The organism is Vibrio sp. JCM 18905 (genome assembly GCF_055393305.1).
Genome location: NZ_AP043880.1, coordinates 1,446,218 through 1,472,453, shown reverse-complemented (window position 1 = coordinate 1,472,453; position 26,236 = coordinate 1,446,218). Strand labels below are relative to the sequence as shown.

Sequence of the window (26,236 nt, the reverse complement as noted above, 5' to 3'; positions counted from 1 at the left end):
AACTCACTCAAAGAGAGAACAGATAAATGGATAAATCAGCAATCCAGCAGATCCAAGAATCAGCAAATGCACCACAGTTTTTAAAACAGTTAGAGCAAGCAGGTTTCCCTGTCGCGGCTCTGCCTCAGTCTTTCAATCTGCATGATTTAGAAGAATACATGCCAAACCGCAATTATTTCCGCGGCACAATGAAGACGGCAAATATCGACGAGTTTGTGCGTTATCACGAAGAGTATCAAACCGAAGGCAACCAATGCTTTATCAATGCTGAACGTATGGCTGCAGTAACTATTTTCGACCTTGGTACTCATAACTTCCCTGGGCACTGTAAACATCAAGCAAACTTGATTCTGCGCCGCACAGCAGCATTTAACGCCCTACTAAACATTAACGAAGAACGCCTTGGCCAAAAGAAACTGGCTGAGTGGGTCGAAGACTACAGCGAGTTTGTTCAGGTCTTCTCTACCACTGGAGAAGTCATTGAAAACTCTGTCGCTTCTGCGGCAATTCGCAATATGAAGTTTGAAGCGAAGGCTGGGCGAGAGTCCAACGTGGATGACTTCAGCCACCACCAATCTGAATACGAGTCTGTTGCGGTTCGCACCAAGGAAGAGTTCCCAATGCCTGCGGTGTTTAAGTTCACGTGTGTGCCGTTCTTGGGCTTAGCAGAGCGCACTTTTGAAATGCGCATGAGTACCATCGGTAATGAAACCTTAGTCCTTCGTATCAAGAAGCTGGAACAACACGAAGAAGAGATGGGCGAAGAGTTCCAAACCAAGCTTCAAGCGTGCTTCAAAAACGGGGAGATTGAAATTGATACCTTCATTGGATCATTCAGCTCTTAACTAATATTGGCGCCCTCTTCTTAAAGGGGGCGTATCTTGCGAGGAAATATCTATGGCGGCAACCATTGATACTCAATTCGGGCAGGTCACGACATCAGCCCCTTACTTTAGTCACCAGCTAGGTTGTGAAGTGATCAACCTAACTCTGATTAAGCCAGAGAACGAGAGCAACGGCTGGGGCATCAGCAAAGAATGTCCTTCTAATGTCTCGCTCACCAATCAATTTCTAAACATGTTCGCCAGAGATGCGGCACAAGTAATGTAAGGATTTCACATGTACCAAAACGTCACTATCGATCTGGAAACTCTGGATACTGAAACCACTGCAAAAATCTTAAGTATTGGCATCGTTCCTTGGAATCCTGGTGAACAAGTTTGCTTTCAAGACCTGTGCGAACGCGAAGCCAGCCTTTATATCAAGATAGATATGAGCAGTTTTCCTGCTGGCTTTACTGAATCTCAATCCACGATGAATTGGTGGAATAAACAAGGTGAACAAGCTCGTCATGTCTTAGAGCCAAACGCAGAGTTAGATACACACATCGAAGAAGCGTTACACCAAGTTAACCATCATCTAGTCAAATACGTCCAGCCTTTGCAAAAAGACGGTGGGCAAATCTTCTGCCGAGGTTACGACTTTGACGGCGGGATTCTAGAGAACGCTTTTGAAAAGTGCCTTATTACCAAACCTTGGCTATACAACCGCTTCCGCTGTATTCGTACCGTTATCGACACGATTGCTGGAACACGCAATGGCTATGTGATTGAGAAAAATCCAGAAGGCTTTATTAAACATCATGCCCTTCATGATGCGGCCAAAGACACCATGACCATGCTGACGCTAATGGAGAACCAATAGTGAAGGCACTATTCGCTTATATAGGGCTTTGCGCCCTATTTAGCCTCGGCTATGTCATCTATTCAGCATGGAGATATCACGATGAGCATGACACAGGAAGAGATCAATAGAGCGGTTGATGGTGTGATGGAGCTTCGCCCTGCTGGTACGCGTTTACCAAAAGAGCAACCCAAGGACTCGACCGTTACACAACGAATGAGTGATGTGCAGTTTCAGCAGGAACTGGCAGCAATTATGAAAGATGAAACACTGGTTGGCTCCGCGTTCTATTTTCGCAATCAGGACGTATCGAAAGGTGGTCGTAAGAATCTGAACTTCAACCGATACCCGGGTGGGGTGAAGTAATGGCTAGCAGAGGAATTAACAAAGTTATCCTGGTTGGAAACTTAGGTAACGATCCTGACGTTCGTTATATGCCTAACGGTACTGCAGTCGCGAACATCACTGTGGCCACCAGCGACTCTTGGCGTGACAAAGCGACAGGCCAACAACGCGAGAAGACTGAATGGCACAGAGTCGTTTTGTTTGGAAAGCTGGCTGAAGTAGCCGGTGAATATCTACAAAAAGGTTCTCAAGTTTATATTGAGGGGCAGCTGCAAACGCGCAAATGGCAAAACCAACAAGGTCAGGACCAATACACAACGGAAGTTGTCGTCCAAGGATTTAATGGTGTGATGCAAATGCTTGGGGGTAAGCGCGATCAAAGTTGGGGGCACCCTAAACAACCTCAACAACAAGCACCTCAGTACCCAACCAATAAAGAACCAAACAACAGTCAATATAACGAGCCACCAATGGACTTCGACGACGATATACCGTTCGCGCCCATTGGCTTGCAGTATCCGGCACTACTTCACTGCTGTTAACCCGTCAACCACCAAATTAAGAAGAGCAAGGTGGTTGCCCTGCTCTTCTCTCAATTCAACTATATAGGAGTTTACCGATGAGAACATTTACGGTGATTCAACTAGAGCCTAGCCGTTGGGTGAAAGAAGATCTTCTGATTGATTTAACAGGCATGTCCACCAATGAAATCAAAGACTATCGTCAGTTTCGCTGGATTGAAGGCGTTCACTTCAAAAAAGCATCCGGTAAGAGTAGTGGTGGTGGCAAAAGTTTTAAGTATGACCGTGTTGCCATCGATGAATTTTCAGCAAGAGAAAGGGTTGCGTAATGAACACACCAGAAGGTGTAGAGATCCGCGGTAAGTCTATCCGCATTAGTTTTACTTACCGCGAGATGCGTTGTCGGGAGACACTAAAAGGTTGGGAAGTCACTAAAGGCAATCTCAAAAAAGCAGGTCATCTACGCGCTTCTATACTTTCTGAAATTTCATTAGGCACATTTGATTACTTATCACGCTTTCCAACATCAAAGAAAGCACAACTCTTTGCGACACCAGAACAGCGAGGCAAGAACCTTACCGTTCGTGAGTTGTTTGATGACTATATTCAATTGAAACAAACCACAATGGCTTCTCAGTCACTTTATGTATTGAGTACGACAGCAAGAGCATGCTGCTTGTTTGTTGGGGAGGAACGCACTATTTCCACCATCACGATCATGGACGCACTAAAGTGCCAAAAGTTAATGGTCGACTCCCCTACTCGCACTGGCGCATCACGTAGCGCTAAGACGATCAACAATATGATCAAACTTCTGCGCCGATGCTTTGACCTAGCAGTGAAATCAAAGTTTATTGAGGACAATCCATTTTTGCATGTTGAGCTGCTTAGTGGTGGTTCTGGTGAACCGGATCCATTAGAACTAGAAGAATTCCACCAGCTAATAGAATCAACGACAAACTTACAGCAGCGGAATATGTTCACCTTAGCCATTTACACTGGCATGCGAACTGGTGAACTTTGTGCGTTAGCCTGGGAAGATGTTGATCTAGATAAAGGGACAATCGAGGTTACTCGCAACGTCACGATTGAACGAAAATTCACAACACCGAAAAATAAGAAGTCAGAGCGAACTATTCATCTACTTGAGCCTGCACTCCTCGCCCTTAAATCCCAAAGAGAACTAACCATGTTTAGCCCGGTGAGAGATATTTTTGTGGAAGTAAAAGGTTCAAACACCTTTCGCCAGGAAAGCGTTCGATTCGTTTTTATTCCAGAACGTCGTAATGGCCAAGCACCGAGTGAAACCTACAAGACGACAACATACAATCGACTATGGTCACGCGCACTTAAGCGAGCTGGCATTCGCCATCGCTGCTCATATCAATCTCGACACACCTACGCTTGTTGGTTGATCACCAAAGGAGCAAACCTATCTTTTATCGCAGAACAAATGGGACATAAGAGCACGATGATGTTGGAACGTGTTTACGGCCGATTCATGAAATCCCACTCGCACGAGCAGATCGAATACTTAAATGGGATCATGGCTTCAAGTAAATAAGGCCATTCGGATTGTGTGTGCATTTCAATTTGCGGAAGAGAATTGCACCGAAAAGTGTTATACCTCGTTGTAAAGCTGACTAACCTGCTAGATTTGAAACATAAAAAATAATCGGTTCCAAGAAGCAAGACCTGATCCAACTAATGATAAGTAGCGATTTGTTGACAGCGGCAAACATCTGACCTTTAGAGCAAAAATCACAAAATATCACTAACCAGCTTCTGTTTAACATTTTATAAAATAACACCTGCTAGTCGGGCATCTGGATAATACCTGTTAATAAAGTTACAATGAAACCAGTAAATTATTGATATGATGGTAATATTTTGAGCTACGATTTTGGAAGACTGAGTTTTGATGATTTTGAGGATTTGGCCGCAGATATTTTGGCAGATCAAGAGAAGTGCAGGGTCGAAGTCTTCAAAAAAGGCAAAGACCAAGGTATAGACGGGCGGTTTCTCTCTTGTCATGACGAGAAATGTATCATCCAAGCTAAACATCGACCTGAAGCAAAAATTGGTACTCTCATTAACGAAATTAAAAGAACAGAAGTGCAGAAAGCACAAAAATTGGGCGCGGATAGGTACATATACTTTACGTCAACACCTCTCAACCCCTCAGACAAAGACAAAATAATGGCCGCCTTCAAAGGCCATATAAAGTCAACAAAAGATATATTCGGTAAAGACGAAATAGAAAGTATTGTTGGAAAAAACGCAGAAATAGAGAGAACTCATTATAAGTTATGGTTATCAAGCGTAACTGTAATTCAGAATATAATGAAGAGCGAAATTATAGGTGACAGTGATTTTACAGCTCTAGAGATTCTTAATGAGTCGCAATATTATAAAGCACTTCCATATCATTATGATGCTATAGATAAGTTAGAATCCGAGAATGTCATAATAATTACCGGAAATCCGGGAAATGGAAAGACCACCTTAGCAAAAAACATATGCCTTCATTACATCGGCAGTGGTTATAAACTTATAAATATTGGAACTAACTTTCTAGAATCAAGCGGATTCTTAAACAAATATAATGATGTAAAAACAATATTTTACTTTGATGACTTCTTAGGTAGAAACTACCTAGAAGCAATGAGTGATAGGACTGACTCCGAAATACTCAAGTTTATCCGAAGAGTACAGGCCTCTGAGAAATCTAAATTTATACTTACTTCAAGAACGAACATATTAAATAGAAGAAAGAATGAAGTAGAAGAGTACAACATAAGAAAATCTTACGAAAGAGAGTATTTAATCGACATTAGTCAAGTATCTAATCTCGACAAAGCAAGAATATTATATATCCACGCGAGCAAATCATTACTCGATATAACATATATTAGAAACATATTAGAAGACAAGTTTTATAGAACCATAGTAGAACACAAAAACTTCAATCCTAGAATTATTGAGTATCTATTTGACGCGAGTCGAGTTCACTCAGATAATATTTTACCTAGCGGATTCAAGGAATATATACTAAAAAATCTTTCTAATCCACATAAAATATGGGACATTTGCTTTAAGAAGCAGGCCGAGATTTCAAAATTTTTAGTATGCGCAATCGCTTATTCTGGTTCAAGGGGCATTACAGAAAATGAGTTACGAAACTTCCATGAACAAATAAGAGTCGTAAATAAAAGAGCCAAAGGTGACCACTCCTTTGATAGCTTTGAAGATTGTATCAAAACAATTTCGGGTTCAATGATATCAAGATCAATAGGATATGATGATATTGTTACTTACGACACTTTCAACCCATCCATTAATGACTACATAATTAACAAGTATGCAAATGAATCAATGTTTGTTGCTGATATATTTTCATGTTTCGATGACTTTTTAAAACTCAAAAGTATAGTTAGGATTCATAAAACAGGACAAACTGGAGTTGTCGAGAAGACAATAAATGGAATTGTTAAAAATATCAGTGATTTACATCTTGAGAAATCAGAACAGTATCTAGATCAGTTGATATATTTAAGTGGTCAATATTCAAAATCGACCAAAAATATTAATCTGTTCTCAGACTGGTATCAAAGACATAATTACAAAACATATACACCATCAAATATTTTTCGTTTCTTAAGAAACTTACTCAGCATAGAAAAGTCAGGCATTCGCATTATAGAAGATAATTATAAATATAATTTCGTTAAAAGATGCATTAAGAGTTGTTGCGATATTCAAGAAGTTGAAGAAGTTTCACTTTTGATGATTAGATACAAACTGGATCAAGACATGAATCTCGTTAATAACCTAGAAGATTCACTAGATTCGATTTTTACAAGTGACTTCGACTCGATAATAGCCGATGAAAATAAATTAGATGAATTCTTACCTGGCGATGAATATGAAGCAGAGCGAGAAGCTGATGACTATCTAGAGGAAATTGTATATAATTTAGATCTTCCATTCGAAAGGAATATACTATCTTCGGGATCGAGCTATTTAGATATCGAATCTATTCTAGAATCTAACGAATCCGATAATATTTGCCGTCCTCACAGATCTGAGAGGTTAGAAGATGACGACGATGAAGATTTGATAGATGACATTTTCTATGACTTTGAAGATTCATTATTTGATGATGACGAATAGAAATTAAAAATATTTGACAATAATCCTAATACTGCATTTAGGCCTTTAGTAGAATTAAAAAATGAATATCTGTTTTTTGTGAGGAATTTAAGTCGCAACACATTAGTAACCTTTACCTTGCTTTACTCAAATATGTGCGTTTTGTTGGCATTGTAGGTTATACCTTATTTTACGTGTTACTTTGTTATACCAAACCCAATCTATAACATTGTAATTTAGTAATGTAGTGGACTCATTCCTGTCCAATTGTGAGTCACGATTAGCACGACAGTACGACCTAATCGTGACTAACCAGCAAATGTGTATCATCGAGTATGAGTTAATACAATTAATGCTCAAATCTTCACACGCGAACTTTAAATCCGTAGAGCCGTAAATCATTCTGAATTGTCCCACCAGCGCCCCACTTCAGCCGGGGCGTGATACCAACCAGTAAAAACAATCACTTATAGCGTTGGTGTATATACCACACAGATTTATACTCACGTTATCGAGCGCGGGGCTGGCGGCGTGTTGAGTCCATTATCCAGCCTTTAGAAAAACAAAGCCACCTCGAAAAGGTGGCTTGCTGTATAACTCGCTATTGACGAACACCGAGTTTCACATTGCCTTTTGAATCAAACCAAAGCGCTTGTGAACGGCGACGTCCAATCAATATTGGACCATCATCATAAAAGAGAAAGTTCTTCCAATGCTTTTTAAAAATCGACCACTTAGTTTCGATGACATTGTACTTCTCGTAGCAAAAGTAAACGGTCACATCGTCTTGCCAATCGATATGTGCTTCTACTTCCGCTGGCATGTCCGGATCATCTAACTCCCACGCAGCCATCCAATCAACGACTTCCGACCAGTTCGCCTCATTCATTGGCCAATCTTGGGAGCTAAGTCGATCCATATCGGGGCTTTGAGCACTAATATTTTCTTTCCAAAATTGTGCTGAACGAGCTTGGCTCATCGGCTTAATAAAAGCCAAGTCTTCTTTTGGCACAGGCATCGACTGATGCGTAAAAATCCATTTTCTTTGGTATTCATCCAAAGGCAAATAAGACATTCAGTCTCCTTTATTACGATTTCAGCCAACCTTTATCTGTGGCTTCTTCTATCAACTCTTTCGCTTTGTCCCATAAGGTAACAGAGCCAAATTCAATTCGTTTATTAATGGTAAGTGCTTGTTCACGAGAGACGCCATGCTCCTTCCAACTCTGACCATTATTATGGTAGTTCAAGAGCATTGGAATTAACCGATCGAGTGCTTTTGCATACTTTGCATCATCGGTCTGCGCGGCTTCAAATTCATGCCAAAGCGCCAATAACTCTTGCTCCTGATCGCTGGGTAACATACCAAACAAGCGTTCTGCCGCTCTAATTTCTTTTTCTGCCTGCTCTTGAGACGCGGCAGTATCATAAACAAAGGTATCCCCCGCGTCGATCTCTACTACGTCATGTATCAATAACATTTTCATCACTCGGCAAATATCTACAGGCGCATTCGCATGCTCTTCCATCAATATTGCCATCAGTGCGACATGCCAACTATGCTCACCACTATTTTCGAGACGCCCTTCAGCACTTTTAATTCGGGTTCGGCGCAAAATACTTTTGAGTTTATCGAGCTCGATTACAAGTGCTAATTGCTTTTCCAATCGCTCCATACTATCGCCCTTCTGGTTGCCAATTCGGATTAATAATTGACGTTAGAACGTGGTCTTGCCATTCACCATTAATCAAAAGGTAATCTTTTGCATACCCTTCTCGGTTGAACCCTACATGCTCTAGCACTGCTTCACTACGTTTGTTGTGAGGCATGTAGCCGGCTTGAATACGATGCAACTTCTGCACGTTAAACATGTAGTCGCAAGCCATGGTTAATCCACGACGCATATAACCATGCCCTTGTGCTTTTTCAGCGAGAGAATATCCGACGTTACAAGAATAAAAAGGGAAACGACTCAAATTACTAAAGGATATCGTACCTAGCATTTCACCCGAAGAGGCTCTGACCAAGAGGCAATAATAGCCCAACCCCATTCGATGCAGCTCATTGAGCTTGATAAGCTTTTGCAACCAACCGTTCACTGAGAAAAAAGCTTCTTCACGTTTCGGTTCAAATGGTTTCAGATATTCTCGGTTCGCTTGAAAATACTCGGCAATCATATCTGCGTCACCGATTTCAGCGGTACGCAGAAGCAAGTCACCGTCCAACTTATGAACGGCGATAGATGAGCTGTTATCTTCCATTACAAATGATTAATTCCGTCTTTCGTTCAATTCGATTAATTCTTGCGGATACCGTAATCACGCAGTTTATTAGCGATTGAGGTATGCGATACATTTAAGCGCTTAGCAAGTTTGCGGCTTGATGGGAATGACTGATACAAACGCTCCAGAACCTGAGATTCATAGTCACGCATGATCTCATCCAATGAACCGTCGATGTTAAGCGTTGCACTACCAGCGCCGACTGATTGAGGCTGAGGTAAATTGAAGTGCTCGGCGTTCAGTATACCATCATCCATTTCTGTGAGCGCTCGAAGGACCATGTTATCCAGCTGGCGCATGTTTCCTGGCCACTGATAATTTGCAAGGGCATCAACTAGACCATCATCAAACTCTGGCTTATCAATCCCAAGCTGTTGAGCATGTTTCGCCACAAATAACTCAAGCAATGGCGCAACGTCATTTGAGCGCTTACGTAACGGAGGAATGCTGAGCGTAAGTACGTTGAGACGATAATACAAATCTTCACGGAACATTCCTGCCTCAGAAAGTTCGGCAAGGTTATGTTTTGTTGAAGCGATGATACGAACATCGACATGCATCTCATCTTCTGCACCGACACGACGGAAATTACCATCCTGTAGAAAACGTAACAGCTTGATTTGAAGATGCGAACTCATTTCACCGATTTCATCAAGAAATACCGTCCCGCCATTTGCTTGCTCAAAGATGCCTTTGTGACCTTGTTCATGATTAAATGAACCCGGCGCATGACCAAAAAGTTCGGTTTCTGCTACATCGTCAGGCATCGAAGCACAGCTCAAAACTAAGAATGGCTTACTCGCACGGCTAGAACGGCTGTGGCAAGCTTTAGCAAGCATTTCTTTACCGGTCCCCGTTTCGCCTTCAATCAACAGTGGCTGGTCAAGCACAGACAGCTTCTTAGCTTGGTTCATTAGCGCTTTATGACGGTTCGATATACCAACAAAGTGCTCAAAACCCAGAGGATTATGCAGTGGTAGCGCTTCTTCAATTCTTGCGACTTGCTGACTAGAGCGAATCGTCATCAGTGTACTAGCTAAGGTCGAGTTTTGCGCTTCGTCTCGGATATAAACTGGCATCAACTCAAGAACATAGTCCAAGCCATCAATCACAAGGTTTTCCCGCGTTCTGCCATTCACACCTTCAGACCAGCGAGAAAAACGAACACTTGGCAGCAAAGCTCCGATCTGCGTGCCAATTACTTCTTGCTTGTGAAGACCAAGCAATGAAAGTGCAGACATGTTTGCCATGTCTACGGCACCTTTAAGGTCGATGGCAAAGACCGGATCGGGCAAGTTATCAACTAGCGAGAGCAGCTCCGTATTGTGGCGCTCCATCGGCATAAACTGGATTTTACGTACGTCTTTCACCCCCGGAATACGGCGGATTTCAGCCATCAGCTCACTAAACGTATCAAAATCAATATCTGGGCAGTTCAAATAGATAATACCGCTAATATCGATTTCGATACCACGCAAGTCGATGCTTTTAGACGCTAAAATATCGAGCAGTTCTCGGGTCAAGCCGAGCCGATCTTCACATAAGACTTCAAGACGCACTGAAAATATCCCAATTCACGACTGTCAGGAAAAGTTGACAGTAGTTTCTATCATGCTTGGAATGGCGTCAAGCAATCCTATCCATCAAAGTTGATATTCGTTACGGTTTCATCGTAATTGATGCAACTTTCGCCGCCACAGCCTTGCGTATGGTGCCCAATTTAACCTGACGGTCAGGATACCATGGTAGTGGACGCAATAAGGTCATCGCTTTCAAGCCCAAACGTGCCGTTAGAATACCAACACCTAGCCCCTGCCCCGCACGAGCGGAGACTTTGCCCGCAAGGTCCATCGACATCAAGTCCATACTGGCATCAATAGCTAGCTCACTGGCACCAGCCGCTGCCATATTGACAAATACCGCTTTTAGTAGCTTGATGCGAGAGGCGTAACCTAGCTCTACCCCATATACTTTGGAGAGGTTGTCGATCATTTTGAAATTTCGCCACGCCACCAGCAACATATCAGCAGCAGCCAGAGGGCTCACCGCGACTAGGGCCGCACACTCGGTTGCGTGCTGCGATACGATTTTCGTTGCCAACTTGTCTTGTTGGCTCACGACCATCGAGTCATACATATCAAGGATTTCAGCATCACTATGAGCTGGGTTAATGCTGTTCTGCCAACGATCAAAGCCCGGGTTCTCTGCCATCACACCACTTTGTTCTGCCACATTTTCGCAAAAGGCTTTCCCTTTCCCCACACTCTCACTATTAACAAGCGCTTCTGCTTCTTCTTGAACACTAAAATGATTTCGTAGTTTGCGCAGTTTCCAAAGCTCTTTACCCATAGCTCCTAAACCAAGCGAAGCGATCGCAGCAATAAACCCCGTCCAGCTTAAAGCCAGCCAATCAGAAGTTTGAATTGCGGTTATAACCGAGTCCACCGCTTGCCAGCCAACCAAACCAGCAAAGGTGGCAAATGCGCCAGTCGCAAGCCATTTTCTGCCCGGTTTTGGACGAATGACATGCTCGAGTTGCAATTCCTGTTCGGTCTCCTGGCGCTCTTCTTTAACTTCAACAGGTACGAATGTTTCTTTTTCGCCGAATGTTTGCTGCGCCGTTAACTCCGGTTGATTCGATTGCTGCTCTTTTTCCATTGCCTTTTCAGAGAAAACTTGTTTTTGCTTCAACTCACTCATTTCAATTTATCTCCAATCAGGTAATCCAGTGCTTTGTCTAAGCGTATGTGCTTCACTGGCTCATCATTCGGTGAGGGCATTGGACGGAATGACGTAAAATCAAATCCGTTGTTTTGCCAATAAGCCGCATTTGGTAGCTTTTTCGGCACTCCTCCCGGAAACATCGTCATCGGCTCACCATCCAACGTCGTACCCTGTAACGCCGGAATCGTCTTATCTCCAGAAGAAATAAATCCCGTCGTGGTTGATTGGATAGAAGCGATACTCATGCAACTCATCTCGATATTCTCGTAGGCTGCGGTTTGCCACGCTGGATGCACCATTTGTTGTAGCAAAGACACTAAATTGGGATGCTGATCGGGCGTTATGTGATCCGCTTTTGTGGCAGCAAACAGCACTTTGTCTATTTTTGGCGAGAACAAACGACGTAAAAAGCTACTGCGACCATAACGAAAGCTATGCATGATCTGCTCTAGCGCTTGGCGCATGTCGTAAAACGCTTCATCGCCGGCATTGAGAGGCTGCAAGCAATCCACAAGTACAATCTGGCGATCGAAGGTCGCAAAATGATGCTTATAAAACGCTTTCACTACTTTCTGTTGGTATTCCTGAAAACGCGCTTCGAGCATCGCCAAGTTGCTGCCCTTAAGCGCCTTGCTTTCCGAATCAGCACGACACGGGAAAAACTGTAGCACTGGCGCGCCTCCGAGCTCACCAGGTAATACGAAGCGGCCAGGCTGTACCCAATGAAGACCTGCGTCTTTACAGGCATGAAGGTACTCGGTGTATGTATGCGCAACTTTCTCGAGTAGTTTCTCGTTCACTTCAGCAGAAAGATCCACCTTTTCTAATTCAGACAGCCAAGCTTTGGCTAAATCGCCACGCTGGCCTTTAAGTGCATCAAACTGAGTTTGCGACCACGTCGCAAAGTCCATGTCCAATAACGGCAGGTCGAGCAGCCACTCTCCCGGATAGTCGATAATATCAACATTTAAAATTGCGGTTTTACTCAACAGCTTTTTCGTGGTTTTATTTGGTTTGTACTTGAGCGCTAAGCGAATCTCACTCACATCACGTGTCGGTACTGGCCATTGAGGTGGGGTCGCATGGATCTGGCTCATCGCTTCGTCGTAAGCAAAACGTGGCACCATCATATTCGCTTGAGGTTCACGCTTCGCTCCAATAAGACGCTTATCTCTGGCTGCAGTCAAAAGAGGCAAATTATCATGGGTAGCGGTATGGAGAAGCTGATTCACTAATGACGTGATGAATGCCGTCTTACCGGCACGAGAAAGCCCGGTGACGGCAATTCGAACATTGGAGTCCATACCTCTGTTGATAAAGTCATTGACTTCTTTCTTTATTCTTTTCATTGCGCTTCTTTATCTTGCTCCGCTCTAAAACAACGTTATCAGCCACTTCGGGCATTAATCTATGAATACTTACCTTTCAATACTGAACTCTATGAGTCTAACTTTATATACCTTAATAAAAGATGAACAAAACATTCGCTTAAAGCAGGATGAAAAAAGAAAAGCCCCTGAGTGGTTCAGAGGCTTACTTAATCAACACTAAAGCATTAGTGACCCTATTTATGCTGATTACTGTGTTGAACAGAAACCTGCTTTCTTTGAGTCTAGTCGTCTTCGATTAATTTATAGATAACAAATAGAGCGATTTCTAAAATCAGCCACAATACACACGTGATGGTCACGTACTTCTCATCAAAGATGCTGATGCCGTGAAGGATCAAGTCGTAGCCAACAAAGCCACCTACCACTACAGCAAGAATAATTTGTAGAATCTGAATAAAACGAGGCATGCCGTCTCCTAATTATTGTTCGCATAACGTTTGATTGCTATGCCCTGAGGTTTATATCTACATTATATAGACAAAAAGTGCAGTTTTCGCTGCACTTTTGTCAAATGTTTGCTAGGTAAATCAGCACCTTGTCACATTCTCTCTACTGAGACAATGTAAGATTACCGTTTGCCTTACGCTTCCATCTCTTGGATTTTCACTTTCCAAGTGTCAGGACCGATTTGGTGCGCGTTAACGCCATTTGAGTCTACAGCCACTGTTACTGGCATATCTTCAACTTCAAATTCGTAAATCGCTTCCATACCTAAATCTTCAAATGCGACAACGCGAGCTTTCTTGATCGCTTTCGCAACCAAGTACGCCGCGCCACCAACAGCCATTAGGTAAACCGCTTTGTGATTCTTGATAGATTCAACCGTTGCAGGACCACGCTCAGCTTTACCGATCATGCCCATGATGCCTGTTTTTTCTAGCATCATATCGGTGAATTTATCCATACGCGTTGATGTTGTTGGACCAGCAGGACCAACGACTTCATCACCAACTGCATCGACAGGACCTACGTAGTAAATGAACTTACCGTTTAGATCTACACCTTCTGGTAGACCTTCGCCATTATCTAGCATGCCTTGAATACGTTTATGCGCTGCATCACGGCCAGTCAGAATTTTACCTGATAGAAGAACGGTTTCGCCTGTCTTCCACTCTTGTACTTCTTCTTTAGTAATCGTGTCTAAGTTTACGCGACGCGTGTTTTCTCCCGCTTCCCAAGTAATGTCTGGCCAATCTTCTAGTTTAGGTGGCGTGAGCTCTGCTGGGCCGCTGCCATCAAGCGTGAAGTGTACGTGACGAGTCGCCGCACAGTTCGGGATCAAACAAACAGGCTTCGAAGCCGCGTGCGTTGGCGCAGTTTTGATCTTAACGTCGACAACAGTTGTCAAACCACCAAGGCCTTGCGCGCCGATACCAAGTTTGTTCACGCGATTGAAGATATCAAGACGAAGCTCTTCTTCTGCGTTTTGCGGGCCACGGTCAATAAGCTCTTGAATATCGATGTGTTCCATTAGAGATTCTTTTGCCAATACCGCTGCTTTTTCAGCCGTACCGCCAATACCAATGCCAAGCATGCCGGGAGGACACCAGCCCGCGCCCATTGTTGGTAGCGTTTTCTCTACCCACTCTGCAATATCGTCAGATGGGTTTAGCATCACCATCTTAGTTTTGTTTTCACTACCGCCGCCCTTCGCGGCGATCTGAATTTCAACTTTATCGCCCGGTACCATGTTGATGTGTACGACAGCAGGCGTGTTGTCTTTGGTATTAATACGTTTACCGGCAGGATCCATAAGTACTGACGCACGCAACGGGTTGTCTGGGTTCGTATACGCTTGTCGAACACCTTCATCTACCATCTGCTGAACCGTCATGTCGGTTGAGTCCCATTGCACGCCCATACCGATGTTGACGAAACACGTCACGATGCCAGTATCCTGACAAATTGGTCGGTGACCTTCTGCTGACATTCGGGAGTTAATTAGGATCTGAGCAATCGCGTCTTTCGCGGCTTGACTCTCTTCGCGGTGATAGGCTTTTTCAAGAGCTTGAACAAAGTCTAGCGGGTGGTAGTAAGAAATATACTGTAGCGCATCAGCGACACTGCTGATTACATCCTGCTTGCGTATTACCGTCATTACATGCCTCGTTATAGTTATGCTTCCATTATTGGCTTGGCTTCAATCGTGTTTGTTGAGCTTATTGCTCTTTTGAGCTTCGTTTTTTTATAAACAATTGTCGAACGGCTGATATCGACACACGAAACGCTGAAGTCGCCTACTTGTAAACCATCTCAAAACCCTATGAATAGAGGGAGTTTGGCTATACAGAGGAATATGATACTCTTGCTGCCCATGACATGCCATGCAGTGAACGATCTCTTTGTCACAAATTACACAAATGAACAACATGGACAATCAATTCATTGATTTTAAAGCGCTGGAATACGCACCAGAGTTTGCTCTTCACCTCTTTTCTCGCATTCAACACCGACCTTGGGCGATGTTGCTGCGTTCTGCATCAGAAACGCATATCGATAGTCGCTTCGATGTGTTGGTTGCCAACCCAATTGCAACGTTAGAAACCACTGCCGAAAGCACACAAGTTGAAACGCCATCGAATGCCTATTCAACTCAAGATGACCCATTCGCGCTGCTTCATCAGTTGCAAGAACAGTGGCTTCCTCACGTTGAGTTAAATAAAGAATTGGATTTGCCTTTTGTCGGCGGAGCGCTCGGTTACTTCAGTTACGATTTAGGTCGACGCGTAGAAACGATGCCAGAACTGGCCGAAAAGGATCTCAACACGCCTGATATGGCGGTAGGTCTTTATGAATGGGCCGTCGTTGTTGACCACAAGCTTAAAAAAGCCTGCCTAGTCGGTCAGAATATCGAGCAAGCTTGGCAATGGTTAAACGAGCAAAAAGCAGAGCAAATCGTAGACTTCGCTCTGTCTGGTGATTGGCAGTCAAACATGACGAAAGAGAGCTACGCCACTCGCTTTGACAAGGTGCAAGAATACTTGTTGAGCGGTGACTGCTATCAGATCAATTTGGCGCAACGCTTTAACGCACCGTATCAAGGCAGTGAGTGGCAAGCGTATCTAAAATTAGAGTCCGCCAACCAAGCGCCATTTTCCGCTTTTATCCGTATGCCAGAGTCTTCGATTTTGAGTATCTCTCCAGAGCGCTTTTTAGAACTCAAAGATCGCGTCATTGAAACGAAACCAATCAAAGGTACTCGCCCACGCAGCGAAGACCCAAAGCAAGATAACGCTAGTGCCCATGACTTGCAGACAGCGGAAAAAGATCAGGCCGAAAACCTAATGATTGTCGATTTGCTGCGTAATGACATTGGTCGAGTTGCGTCACCGGGGAGCGTTCACGTGCCAAAGCTGTTTGAGATTGAAAGCTTCCCCGCAGTGCATCATCTGGTGAGCACCATTCGTGCGAATTTGGATGAACAATACTCTCCTGCAGATTTGCTGCGAGCGTGTTTTCCAGGCGGTTCAATTACGGGTGCACCTAAAGTTCGCGCAATGCAGATCATTGAAGAATTAGAGCCACATCGACGTAGCGCGTATTGCGGCAGTATTGGCTACATTTCTCGCCATGGTCGTATGGACACCAGCATTACTATCCGAACTCTTGTAGCGGAAAAAAACAAACTTTACGCTTGGGCTGGCGGCGGCGTCGTGGCAGATAGCGATTGCGCCTCTGAGTATCAAGAAACGTTGGATAAGCTCTCAAAGATTTTACCAGCGCTGCAATAGTAGGTTTCGCCAAATGGCAACGGCCTATGAATCCTGCTAACGAAAACAAGCAAAAACGCCTCCAGTACGGAGGCGTTTTTGTGAGCGTTGTTTGTCTGTCCTTTAATGTTTAGCCGTTAGCCAACAAGAATCCGTTTTTTAAGAGGCAACGTCTACTGCTCAAGCCACTTACACATGATCTGTTCAATATCGGTCGCGGTGTACGGCTTAGTGAGGATGTCGTCCATGCCTGAATCAATGCACTTTTGACGCTCTTCGATAGTAGTGCCAGCGGTTAAGGCGATAATAGGATGAGTAAAGCCACACTCTCTCAGATACATCGTAGCCTCATAACCATCCATTTCTGGCATTCGGCAGTCCATAAATATCAGTTCGTACTCTTTGTTTTTCACCGCTTCTAAAGCTTCTTTCCCATTGGCTTTTAAATCAGGCGTAATGTCGAGTTTTTTCAGCATTTGAGTAACTATTACTTGGTTCATTCTGATGTCATCAACCACCAATATTGAGCGTCCTGCCAAATCACTTCGCTCTATGGTAGCTAATTCCCCCTCTGCTGCGCCTTGGGCTTGCCCCTCCTTTAGAGGTATAGAGACTTTAAAGGTGGTACCTTTGCGTTCTTCACTTTCAAAGCTAATCTCGCCCTGCATCAAATCCACTAGATTTTTACAAATCGCAAGGCCCAAACCTGAGCCTTCAAAACTGCGCTTCGCCGAGCGATCTACTTGCACAAATGGGTCAAATAGTGAGGGCTGTGCTTCTATCGGGATGCCAATCCCCGTGTCTTCAACCTCAAAATGCGCAATACCGTTTATCCACTCCACTCGCAGCACCACCCCACCCAAATGAGTAAACTTAATAGCATTTCCCACCAAGTTGACCAAGATCTGTGTAATTCGCTCTAAGTCACCAACTAAAAACTCGGGAATACCGAGCTTTTTATCGATGGAGAAATGAATTCGCTTTTCTGCTGCTTTAGCTGAAAATACGCCCATGATGGCTTTTTCAAGCTCTTCCCAAGCAAAGACCTTATCGATGATTTCCATCATACCGGCATTCATCTTGCTGAAGTCGAGAAGATCGTTAATGATGACCCTCAACAAGTCTCCCGATTGAGTCAAGTTGTTTAGGTAATGGCGTTGCTCTTCACCTAACTGTGTTCGACTTAGTAGTTCAGCACTACCTAACACGCCATTAAGAGGTGTTCGCAACTCGTGGTTAATCATGGCGACAAACTCTTTCGTCGCTTTTTCCGATTCCTCTGCCCGCTTTCGCAGCTCCACTTCTCGCTCTAAACTCAAATGCCGGCCAATGACCCCATGAACCAAATCCGATACCAGCTCCATCTGTTTGGAAATAAACGACTGATCGATTTGATCCAACTGAACAGAGAAGATCAACTCCCCGACTGTTTGCTTGTCAATGATGATAGGCAAATGCAAGTTCTCCCCCTGCCAATTGGGGACAGTCTTAATCGTATTCTCATGGCGAAGCTGTAAATGACCAAAATGATGTCGGCGCAAAGAAGAGAGTTTTGTGGAATCAAGATGTAAGTAAGCCGCAGAAATGATTGAGTTCGAAGTGAGCTGCTCAATAAAACTGGCAATCATGGCTTCATCAAAGGTGCTCGACAAAAAAGTTCGACCAAACTTAATCAGCGTCGCGTCAACTTTCTCTTCGAACTCAAACTTGCGTAAATCCTTTTTTGATTTCAACTCAAGCTTTTTCAAAGCAACACTTAGCTGTTGAGTAGATTCATAAAGTTCGAAGCTCTTCTGCTCCAATAACCGCTCAGCTGCTTTTCTTGATTCGATTTCTCGTTTGAGTTTCCTTTCTAGCGAGGAACTTCCTGTCATATCGTTCTTATTGTGCCTCTAACCAAAAGCGAACCTGGCTACCATCTTCTGACTGGTTTTGGTGTTTAATATGAATAACTTCACCAAAGTTCGCCGCGCAGCCTTTTATTAGACCTAAACATACGTGAGACATACACCGCGCACTTCGATAATCAAACACCATGTTTGATTGAGTCTCGCTGATAAAATCAAACTTAGGAGGGTTAGCATCTGGGTAGAGCTTTTTGACCTCGACATGAATAAAATCTTCAACATGGCGAACAAATTGAAATGTCGTTTCACACTGCTGCAAACTGGCATGACTAGGAATCGAGCGAAGTAAATTCAAAAAAACGCACTCTCCAAATACTTCTTGCAGTTGTTCAGGCGGAATACCAGATACTTTACTGAGATTCACAATCAATTTAACCAAGTCTTTATGATCGTAACTACCAACTGCCGTATAAATCCCTTCGTCACTAGAAAGATCGAGAACTTGGTCTAACACATCGAGACCAAACTTCTCTTCCACTAACTCCATGAACTCGGTGAAAATAATCCCTTTCATTAGTCAATACTTGCCCCATAGTGACGTCTTAAAATAAAGAATGGTTTATAACCTTATAAGTTTCAAATTATTATACCCAAGCAGAGTGAGACACATGACACAAAGCAGGGAAAGAACCAATGGCCGTGCTTTGGTATTGCCGTACTAATACTTTAATACCATACCAACGGCGATAGCACCGCGCCTCTTGCGGCCATTGAGTATAATAAATAGTGGTTAGGCACAATAAATAAGGATTTGGTTTGGTTATCGACAAAACTCAATTACTGCAAAACTTTCAATTTCGGCTTCCAACGGGTTACCACAAAGAGTCCCTCGCGCGACTGAAATGGATGAAAGGAAAATCACTGCGAGACGCAGCGGTCTTAATTGGTTTTGTAGAACGCCCGGAGGGGCTACAGGTCATTTTGACAAAGCGAGCAGCGCACTTGCGTCATCATCCGGGACAAATCAGTTTCCCCGGCGGTAAGTTTGAGCAGGAAGATCGGCATCTAATCAATACGGCTTTACGAGAAACCAAAGAAGAGATCGGTATAGAAGATGAACATATTCATGTATTTGGCCAGCTTCCAACATTGCCAACGATTAGTCAGTTTAATGTGACACCGTTTTTGGCCTTTATTTCTCCTGAGTATAAAACGCATATTGACCCAAATGAGGTGGAGTCTGTTTTTGAAGTTCCTGCTAACCACATTCTGAATCCGACAAAATTGTACAGCACCAAGTTTGACCTAAAAAACAGCAGTCATCGTGTATTTGCTATCCCATATAGACAGCATTTCATCTGGGGCATGACCGCACAAATCATCGAATCAATGCAAAAACATATCATTTCACATTGAAAACTTCTGATATCGGTATTTTTATGGATGCGATCATCATGCGCATCAATATTAATAAAACGTTGCTTCATAAACATTCATTCACATTAGATTAATTTGCCGTTTTCACCGCAAACGCTTGCGGTGAAATAAATTTATACAAACAGCCCTATCGATAAGTTTTTCTAATTTTACTCATTAGCAGAAATCACGAGTAGCACATCATTTTCGTGATAAAAAGCAGGTTTTTGACATATCATTCAATAAGCGTAAGCAATAAATGATTTAGATCTAATTTTCCTAGTGTAAAATCTTGCAAAATTACTCCCGACTTATTTCCTGTTCCCAAAATGAGTAACTAAAAAATGAATACAACTACTTCTGCGGTTTCTACCGCACAATCGTCTAGTAAGTTTTCTTACAAAGACTTTACCTGGTGTCTGTCCCTTTTTGGTACGGCAGTAGGTGCCGGTGTACTATTCCTTCCTATTAAAGCAGGTGCAGGTGGCTTTTGGCCATTAGTAATCCTAGCCCTAATCGCAGCACCAATGACTTGGTTCGCACACAAATCTTTAGCTCGCTTCGTTCTTTCTGCGAAAAACCCAGAAGCGGACATCACTGACACAGTAGAAGAGCACTTTGGTAAGACTGGCGCAAACCTTATTACGTTCGCTTACTTCTTCGCTATCTACCCAATCGTACTTATCTACGGTGTTGGTATCACAAACACGGTTGACTCTTTCCTAGTTAACCAAATGGGTATGGAATCTATTCCTCGCTGGCTACTTTCCGGTGCACTTATCGCTGCAATGACAGCGGGCGTAGTGTTTGGTAAAGAGCTTATGCTGAAAGCAACTTCAGCGATGGTTTACCCTCTAGTGTTCATCCTACTAGCGCTGTCTGTGTACCTAATTCCTGGTTGGAACACTTCAATGATGGAAGTATCACCTGACTGGGGTGCAATGCCAGCTATCGTATGGCTAGCAATCCCTGTTATCGTGTTCTCTTTCAACCACAGCCCAATCATTTCTCAGTTCTCTAAAGAACAACGTCGTGTATACGGTGATGACGCAGTTAAGAAAACTGACGCTATCACTGGTGGCGCAGCGATGATGCTAATGGGCTTTGTAATGTTCTTCGTTTTCTCTGTTGTACTTTCTCTATCTCCAGAGCAACTAGCAACAGCACAAGAGCAAAACATCTCTGTTCTTTCTTACCTAGCAAACGTTCATGAGTCTCCACTGATCTCTTACTTAGGTCCACTGGTTGCTTTCGCGGCTATCACTTCTAGCTACTTCGGCCACTTCCTAGGTGCGCATGAAGGTCTAGTTGGTCTAGTGAAATCTCGTTCAAAATCGCCAGTAAGCAAGATCGAGAAGATGTCTCTTATCTTCATCGTAATCACAACTTGGATCGTTGCTATCGTTAACCCAAGCATCCTAGGTATGATTGAAACAATGGGCGCACCGATGATTGCGGCAATCCTATTCTTGATGCCTATCTTCGCAATGCAAAAAGTTCCAGCGATGGCTAAGTACAAAACTTCAGCACCTGTGCAAATTTTCACAGCAATCTGTGGTCTTGCTGCCATTAGTTCTGTAATCTACGGCGCTCTTTAATCATCCCTGCCCTAGCAAGGTATGATTAATCCAAAAATATAACGATAAAATTAAGCCTCCCAACTCCCCTTGGGAGGCTTTCTTCTGAGGTAATCGATATGATTAGTGTTTTTGATATCTATAAAATCGGTGTTGGACCTTCAAGCTCACACACTGTAGGCCCAATGAAAGCGGGTAAAGAGTTTATTGATGATCTTCGTGCAATGGGAAAACTGCGCGACATCACTAAAATCACCGTTGACGTTTATGGATCACTATCACTGACAGGGAAAGGTCACCACACAGATATTGCTATCATCATGGGTCTTGCAGGCAACACTCCTGAGAAAGTTGATATCGATTCTATCCCGGGCTTTATCGCTCGCGTAGAAGAAACTGAACGCCTTCCTGTTGGCATGCACTGTCACACAGTATCGTTCCCACGTGAAGGTGGAATGAACTTCCACAAAACAAACCTTGAGTTACACGAAAACGGCATGCAAATCCACGCTTGGATTGATGACGAAAAAGCGTACTCAAAAACTTACTACTCCATCGGCGGTGGTTTCATCGTTGATGAAGAAAACTTCGGTAAAGAAGTTGAGAATCCAGTAAAAGTTCCTTACCCGTTTACAACGGCAGAAGAGCTTGTAAAGCAATGTCATGAAAGCGGCCTGTCTATCAGTGCGCTAACCATGAAAAATGAACATGCGCTTCATTCTGACGAAGAAACTCGTACTTACTTCGCAAACATCTGGCGCACAATGCGCGAATGTATGGATCGCGGTATGAACGAAGAAGGCATTCTGCCTGGTCCACTACGCGTGCCTCGTCGCGCGGCAGCACTTCGTCAGCAACTGCTTACTTCTGAAAAAACAACGAACGATCCAATGTCTGTTGTTGACTGGGTAAACATGTTTGCTTTTGCAGTAAACGAAGAGAACGCAGCAGGTGGTCGTGTTGTAACTGCGCCGACTAACGGTGCATGCGGCATCATCCCTGCAGTACTAGCTTACTATGACAAGTTTATCCAAACCGTAACTGAGAAAGACTACATCCGTTACTTCGCAGCTTCTGGTGCAATTGGCGGCCTTTACAAGCGTAACGCGTCTATCTCTGGTGCAGAAGTTGGCTGTCAGGGCGAAGTTGGCGTGGCATGTTCTATGGCAGCAGCGGGCCTTGCTGAGCTTATGGGTGGTAGCCCAGAGCAAGTATGTATGGCGGCTGAAATTGCGATGGAGCACAACCTAGGTCTAACTTGTGACCCGGTTGCAGGTCAGGTTCAGGTTCCATGTATCGAGCGTAATGGTATTGCAGCTGTAAAAGCAATCAACTCAACTCGTATGGCACTGCGTCGTTCTTCTGCTCCTACTGTTTCTCTAGATAAAGTTATCGAAACTATGCTAGAGACAGGTAAAGACATGAACGCGAAATACCGTGAGACTTCTCAAGGCGGCCTAGCAGTAAAAGTTATCTGTTAATAAGCCTTGCTGAATATCGACGAAACCCGAGCCGCTGCTCGGGTTTTTTATACCTCATTAACTATGAATAATGGGTTGCTACGCCCAGCATAAAAAAACCTAAAACCTTGAATATATCCAATTATTATGGATATCCCCGTAAAAAATCACATCCCTCTCCTAGCTTTATTGATAACGTAGCCAAAAATTAAACTTGGAGCACACCAACACATGATTAGGTTTGAAATTGGAAACCAAATCTGCGTTTGCTTGTCCGAAAACGAAATATCTTTAGAGCTCAATCAATCACTCCACCACTCCATTCCTGTCAACCCAAATGAGTACGCCATTCTGTCAACCATCGCCAAATACGGCAGCTTAAATATGCCAATTAGCCAGCGATTGATAGAAAGCAAAATCACTCAACAATACAAAATGACACTGCCTGAAAATGGCTTTAAAAACGCGGTGGCCGCTCTAAGAAAGAAATTTCGCAAGCTCACGGAAGAACACGTAACCACAAAAAAAAATATTATCGAAAATATTCACCGGACCGGATACTTCATACCTTTTACTATGCAAAACAACCATCAGAATGGCATCGACCATCAACACAAGATCAATCAATACACAACAAACAGCCTTGGCAAAGCCCTTCGTATTTGTCTGCGTAATAAAAAGATCTATTCAGATACGCTGTGGGTCGTGTTGATCACAGCGATCATTTTCTTTGCCATCTGTTACTACGCGATAAACAGCATTGTGAAACATAATTATCTGGATAACGCCTTCGAAATTGCAGAGAACCTTTCCCAAAAGAGCTGCTTTGCTGATGAAAGAGAATTGAAGTCGCTCTTTGATAATGTAAAGCTGGTCGAATCGAGCATGATGCTAGACCGTTTCAATATCCGGTGCTTAGTCACCCCCGAAACCGTTGTCCCTGTCAGCAAAAAAGCATTTGAAGAGTGGAGTAATAATAGCAATTATACGACCCAATCATTTGACTTGAATAACGCAACCGTTTTGGTTCGTGTCAAAAACATTAACTTATCCGACAACGTTGAAAATCATATTTCGCGTTTTTTTCTTTCCGGTATGAAGCTATCAACCAATACAGGGACCTCTTTAGAAATTGGTAACACCAATGAACGCTTTTTCAACTATCACGTTAAGAACAGCGGCTATAAAGAGGTGTATTACATCTCTGGACCGTTTCAAAGCATCATTTTATTAAGCTTGCTGTTTCTCATAATACTGCGTCATCGCTCTCTACAAGCCTTTATGGCTTATTTGTGTGCAATTCGACAATTTAAAATCAAACTGGAGCCGATTTATGACACTTCAGCGCAAAAGATTGTGCATTACGAAGCGCTCTCGCGGTTTAAGGTAAAAAATACGCAACGGTTTATTGAAACACTGATCCGCAATGGGCTGCTCCTTACTCATACCTTACTGGTGATAGAGTCCATCTATACTAAGCACAAAGCGCTGCCTATTCCTATCAGCATCAATATTTGTCCTTCTTTGCTGCGAGGACGCAACTTTTCAATCCTACACAGAGAACTATCTAACCGAGATTGTCGTTTGCTGACGATTGAAATCACGGAAAATGCATCGATGTACTATACCTCCGAGATTTATGGCAATGTCGCGAAACTAAAAGCACTGGATTGTAAAATCAGTATCGATGATTTTGGCACCGGCAACAACAACGTGTCGCTCATCAGTAAAATCAATCCAGATTATTTGAAAATAGATCGGGAGTTTGTGATTGGTTTAAAGTCGGACGATAAGAAAGTGGAAACGTTGCGTCAGTTAATCGCCATGGGAAATACGTATCGGTGTACCGTCATTGTTGAAGGCGTAGAAACCGCCGATAGCGCTCACTTACTCACAACATTAGGTGCCTATATTCACCAAGGTTATTATTATCCTCTGCATTTCTAGCTTTTCTTAACCTCGTGAGTTACTTAAACTAGAGGAAATACTCTATTAAAGTTCGTGGCGGCATGAGGATATGCCGCCAATTTGTGGTTGAACGATGATTGCTATTAAACCCACCAAACTGAAAGATTTTTCGAGTTTGATGCAATTGGATGTGCAGGAAGAGCAGAAAGGATTTTCTACGCCGTTTGAAGTGGCTTATCAAAAACGCAATAAGTCTGAAGCGTTCTTTACGATTTATTCTGACGATCTATTAGTTGGCTATCTTGTTATCGATAAAGGCTTCTCCCAACATGCGCCCTTTGCCAAAAGGCACGAACTGGGGCTCAAGTACTTGATGGTTGATCAACGTTTCCAACGCCAAGGGGTTGGGAGTGAAGCGTTACGCAAACTGTTCGTTTACGCGTATACCATTGACCCTGAAAGCAACTCTCTTTGCGTCACTGTGCCACAGAGTCAGCAATACGCTATCAGTTTTCTTGATGCGTGTGGATTCATCAATACAGAGAAAACAACGTTTGGTGAGAACGAAAAAGAGTGGATTTTACGTCATCCACTGAGCTAGCAAGAAAAGTATAAAAAATTAGGGAATATCCAGATACAACAAAGGCAAGCTCATGGCTTGCCTTTGTCTTCAATGCTCAATAAAAAGTGACTTATTCACCTTTGTAAATACAACCGGCTGTGCACGTCTCTTTGATTTCAACTTTACTTAGCAACGGTAAACTTGGCTTAAGCTGTTGCCAAATCCATTTTGCTAGCACTTCGCTCGTCGGATTCTCCAAACCTTCAATGTCGTTCAGGTAATAATGGTCTAAACGATTGTAAATTGGTTTGAATGCCGCTTTGATTTCAGCGAAATCCACTACCCAACCAGTATGCGGGTCTACCTCACCTTCTACATAAAGACGAACTAAGAAAGAGTGTCCATGCAAACGACCACACTTATGGCCTTCAGGTACATGTGGCAAGTGATGTGCCGCTTCGAACATAAACTCTTTGTACAATTCTGTTTTCATCTTGATTCTCAGGCTTTAAAAAGACACGCAATACTAAGGAATTCACTGCCAACAGACAAGTGCTACTCAATACAAGCGTAGCAAAACGCCGTTTGTTCTCAGCGAAAATAATTAAACCTTTGTCCTGATCGTCGTATTTCTGTCATGCGCCAAACATTTGATTA

25 protein-coding genes are annotated in these 26,236 nt (G+C 43.3%); 14 read left to right on the top strand and 11 right to left on the bottom strand.

All coding sequences use genetic code 11. The features are described 5' to 3' along the window. Positions 1-26: 26 nt before the first annotated feature. The 8 genes from ACZ5ZC_RS23450 to ACZ5ZC_RS23415 all read left to right on the top strand — a co-directional run bounded on the left by ACZ5ZC_RS23450 (position 27) and on the right by ACZ5ZC_RS23415 (position 6,722). Entirely contained in the window at positions 27-845 is an 819-nt protein-coding gene (locus ACZ5ZC_RS23450) for a DUF2303 family protein (RefSeq protein ID WP_464932345.1), read from the top strand. 52 nt (positions 846-897) lie between these two features. Continuing rightward, positions 898-1,110 carry a hypothetical protein gene (locus ACZ5ZC_RS23445; RefSeq protein WP_005376930.1) on the top strand — a complete coding sequence of 71 codons (213 nt, stop codon included), beginning with the start codon at positions 898-900 and terminating at the stop codon, positions 1,108-1,110. A 9-nt stretch (positions 1,111-1,119) separates the two neighbouring features. Further along, positions 1,120-1,704, top strand: a complete 585-nt coding sequence (locus tag ACZ5ZC_RS23440; protein ID WP_054867947.1) for a 3'-5' exonuclease — start codon at positions 1,120-1,122, stop codon at positions 1,702-1,704. Between the two features lie 81 nt (positions 1,705-1,785). Further along, complete coding sequence (locus tag ACZ5ZC_RS23435) at positions 1,786-2,049, top strand: hypothetical protein (RefSeq protein ID WP_274013812.1); 264 nt, start codon at positions 1,786-1,788, stop codon at positions 2,047-2,049. After that, complete coding sequence (locus tag ACZ5ZC_RS23430; protein WP_464932344.1) at positions 2,049-2,570, top strand: single-stranded DNA-binding protein; 522 nt, start codon at positions 2,049-2,051, stop codon at positions 2,568-2,570. The genes ACZ5ZC_RS23435 and ACZ5ZC_RS23430 overlap by 1 nt, the downstream gene beginning before the upstream one ends. A 77-nt stretch (positions 2,571-2,647) precedes the next feature. Beyond that, a complete protein-coding gene (gene xisR / locus ACZ5ZC_RS23425) occupies positions 2,648-2,878 on the top strand; it encodes an excisionase family protein (protein ID WP_047104247.1) in 231 nt (76 codons plus the stop codon). After that, positions 2,878-4,113 carry a tyrosine-type recombinase/integrase gene (locus ACZ5ZC_RS23420; RefSeq protein ID WP_464932343.1) on the top strand — a complete coding sequence of 412 codons (1,236 nt, stop codon included), beginning with the start codon at positions 2,878-2,880 and terminating at the stop codon, positions 4,111-4,113. The genes xisR and ACZ5ZC_RS23420 overlap by 1 nt, the downstream gene beginning before the upstream one ends. 326 nt (positions 4,114-4,439) lie before the next feature. Then, on the top strand, positions 4,440-6,722 hold the full coding sequence (locus tag ACZ5ZC_RS23415) for an nSTAND3 domain-containing NTPase (RefSeq protein WP_464932342.1): 2,283 nt from the start codon (positions 4,440-4,442) through the stop codon (positions 6,720-6,722). Between the two features lie 580 nt (positions 6,723-7,302). Here ACZ5ZC_RS23415 and ACZ5ZC_RS23410 read toward each other — a convergent pair. The 8 genes from ACZ5ZC_RS23410 to ACZ5ZC_RS23375 all read right to left on the bottom strand — a co-directional run bounded on the left by ACZ5ZC_RS23410 (position 7,303) and on the right by ACZ5ZC_RS23375 (position 15,197). Continuing rightward, positions 7,303-7,776 carry a DUF2947 domain-containing protein gene (locus ACZ5ZC_RS23410; protein WP_046876177.1) on the bottom strand — a complete coding sequence of 158 codons (474 nt, stop codon included), beginning with the start codon at positions 7,774-7,776 and terminating at the stop codon, positions 7,303-7,305. A 13-nt stretch (positions 7,777-7,789) separates the two neighbouring features. Next, complete coding sequence (locus ACZ5ZC_RS23405; protein ID WP_464932341.1) at positions 7,790-8,377, bottom strand: HD domain-containing protein; 588 nt, start codon at positions 8,375-8,377, stop codon at positions 7,790-7,792. A gap of 1 nt (position 8,378) precedes the next feature. Then, complete coding sequence (gene rimJ, locus ACZ5ZC_RS23400) at positions 8,379-8,963, bottom strand: ribosomal protein S5-alanine N-acetyltransferase (RefSeq protein WP_464932340.1); 585 nt, start codon at positions 8,961-8,963, stop codon at positions 8,379-8,381. Between the two features lie 35 nt (positions 8,964-8,998). After that, complete coding sequence (gene tyrR, locus ACZ5ZC_RS23395) at positions 8,999-10,543, bottom strand: transcriptional regulator TyrR (RefSeq protein WP_176319967.1); 1,545 nt, start codon at positions 10,541-10,543, stop codon at positions 8,999-9,001. Positions 10,544-10,643: 100 nt separating this feature from the next. Then, positions 10,644-11,684 (bottom strand): YcjF family protein, encoded by a 1,041-nt coding sequence (locus ACZ5ZC_RS23390; protein ID WP_203347140.1) that lies wholly within the window; start codon positions 11,682-11,684, stop codon positions 10,644-10,646. Beyond that, the gene (locus ACZ5ZC_RS23385) at positions 11,681-13,057 is read right to left on the bottom strand and encodes a YcjX family GTP-binding protein (protein WP_054867939.1); all 1,377 of its coding nucleotides are present in this window, start codon (positions 13,055-13,057) and stop codon (positions 11,681-11,683) included. The genes ACZ5ZC_RS23390 and ACZ5ZC_RS23385 overlap by 4 nt, the downstream gene beginning before the upstream one ends. Positions 13,058-13,320: 263 nt before the next feature. After that, positions 13,321-13,506: a hypothetical protein gene (locus ACZ5ZC_RS23380; RefSeq protein ID WP_012841654.1), complete on the bottom strand. Its 186-nt coding sequence runs from the start codon at positions 13,504-13,506 to the stop codon at positions 13,321-13,323. A 173-nt stretch (positions 13,507-13,679) separates the two neighbouring features. After that, a complete protein-coding gene (locus ACZ5ZC_RS23375; protein WP_005376905.1) occupies positions 13,680-15,197 on the bottom strand; it encodes a fumarate hydratase in 1,518 nt (505 codons plus the stop codon). Between the two features lie 271 nt (positions 15,198-15,468). Between ACZ5ZC_RS23375 and pabB the strand changes: the two genes are divergently transcribed. Continuing rightward, positions 15,469-16,830 (top strand): aminodeoxychorismate synthase component I, encoded by a 1,362-nt coding sequence (pabB, locus tag ACZ5ZC_RS23370; protein WP_464932339.1) that lies wholly within the window; start codon positions 15,469-15,471, stop codon positions 16,828-16,830. 152 nt (positions 16,831-16,982) lie between these two features. Here the strand turns inward: pabB and ACZ5ZC_RS23365 are convergent, their stop codons facing one another. Further along, entirely contained in the window at positions 16,983-18,683 is a 1,701-nt protein-coding gene (locus tag ACZ5ZC_RS23365) for an ATP-binding protein (RefSeq protein WP_464932338.1), read from the bottom strand. A gap of 7 nt (positions 18,684-18,690) precedes the next feature. Beyond that, positions 18,691-19,230: a heme NO-binding domain-containing protein gene (locus tag ACZ5ZC_RS23360; RefSeq protein ID WP_054867938.1), complete on the bottom strand. Its 540-nt coding sequence runs from the start codon at positions 19,228-19,230 to the stop codon at positions 18,691-18,693. Between the two features lie 242 nt (positions 19,231-19,472). On the opposite strand from ACZ5ZC_RS23360, the gene ACZ5ZC_RS23355 reads away from it, so the two are divergent. The 5 genes from ACZ5ZC_RS23355 to ACZ5ZC_RS23335 all read left to right on the top strand — a co-directional run bounded on the left by ACZ5ZC_RS23355 (position 19,473) and on the right by ACZ5ZC_RS23335 (position 25,618). Further along, complete coding sequence (locus ACZ5ZC_RS23355) at positions 19,473-20,072, top strand: CoA pyrophosphatase (protein WP_281189299.1); 600 nt, start codon at positions 19,473-19,475, stop codon at positions 20,070-20,072. 344 nt (positions 20,073-20,416) lie between these two features. After that, positions 20,417-21,670 carry an aromatic amino acid transport family protein gene (locus ACZ5ZC_RS23350; protein WP_005396901.1) on the top strand — a complete coding sequence of 418 codons (1,254 nt, stop codon included), beginning with the start codon at positions 20,417-20,419 and terminating at the stop codon, positions 21,668-21,670. Between the two features lie 98 nt (positions 21,671-21,768). Then, complete coding sequence (locus ACZ5ZC_RS23345; protein ID WP_005396900.1) at positions 21,769-23,130, top strand: L-serine ammonia-lyase; 1,362 nt, start codon at positions 21,769-21,771, stop codon at positions 23,128-23,130. 210 nt (positions 23,131-23,340) lie between these two features. Next, positions 23,341-25,056, top strand: a complete 1,716-nt coding sequence (gene tpdA / locus ACZ5ZC_RS23340; protein ID WP_464932337.1) for a cyclic di-GMP phosphodiesterase TpdA — start codon at positions 23,341-23,343, stop codon at positions 25,054-25,056. A gap of 94 nt (positions 25,057-25,150) precedes the next feature. Next, positions 25,151-25,618, top strand: coding sequence for a GNAT family N-acetyltransferase (locus ACZ5ZC_RS23335; protein WP_065646580.1), 468 nt, complete (start codon positions 25,151-25,153; stop codon positions 25,616-25,618). Between the two features lie 91 nt (positions 25,619-25,709). Here ACZ5ZC_RS23335 and queD read toward each other — a convergent pair whose 3' ends face one another. Next, the gene (gene queD, locus ACZ5ZC_RS23330; RefSeq protein WP_005376896.1) at positions 25,710-26,072 is read right to left on the bottom strand and encodes a 6-carboxytetrahydropterin synthase QueD; all 363 of its coding nucleotides are present in this window, start codon (positions 26,070-26,072) and stop codon (positions 25,710-25,712) included. Positions 26,073-26,236: the final 164 nt, after the last annotated feature.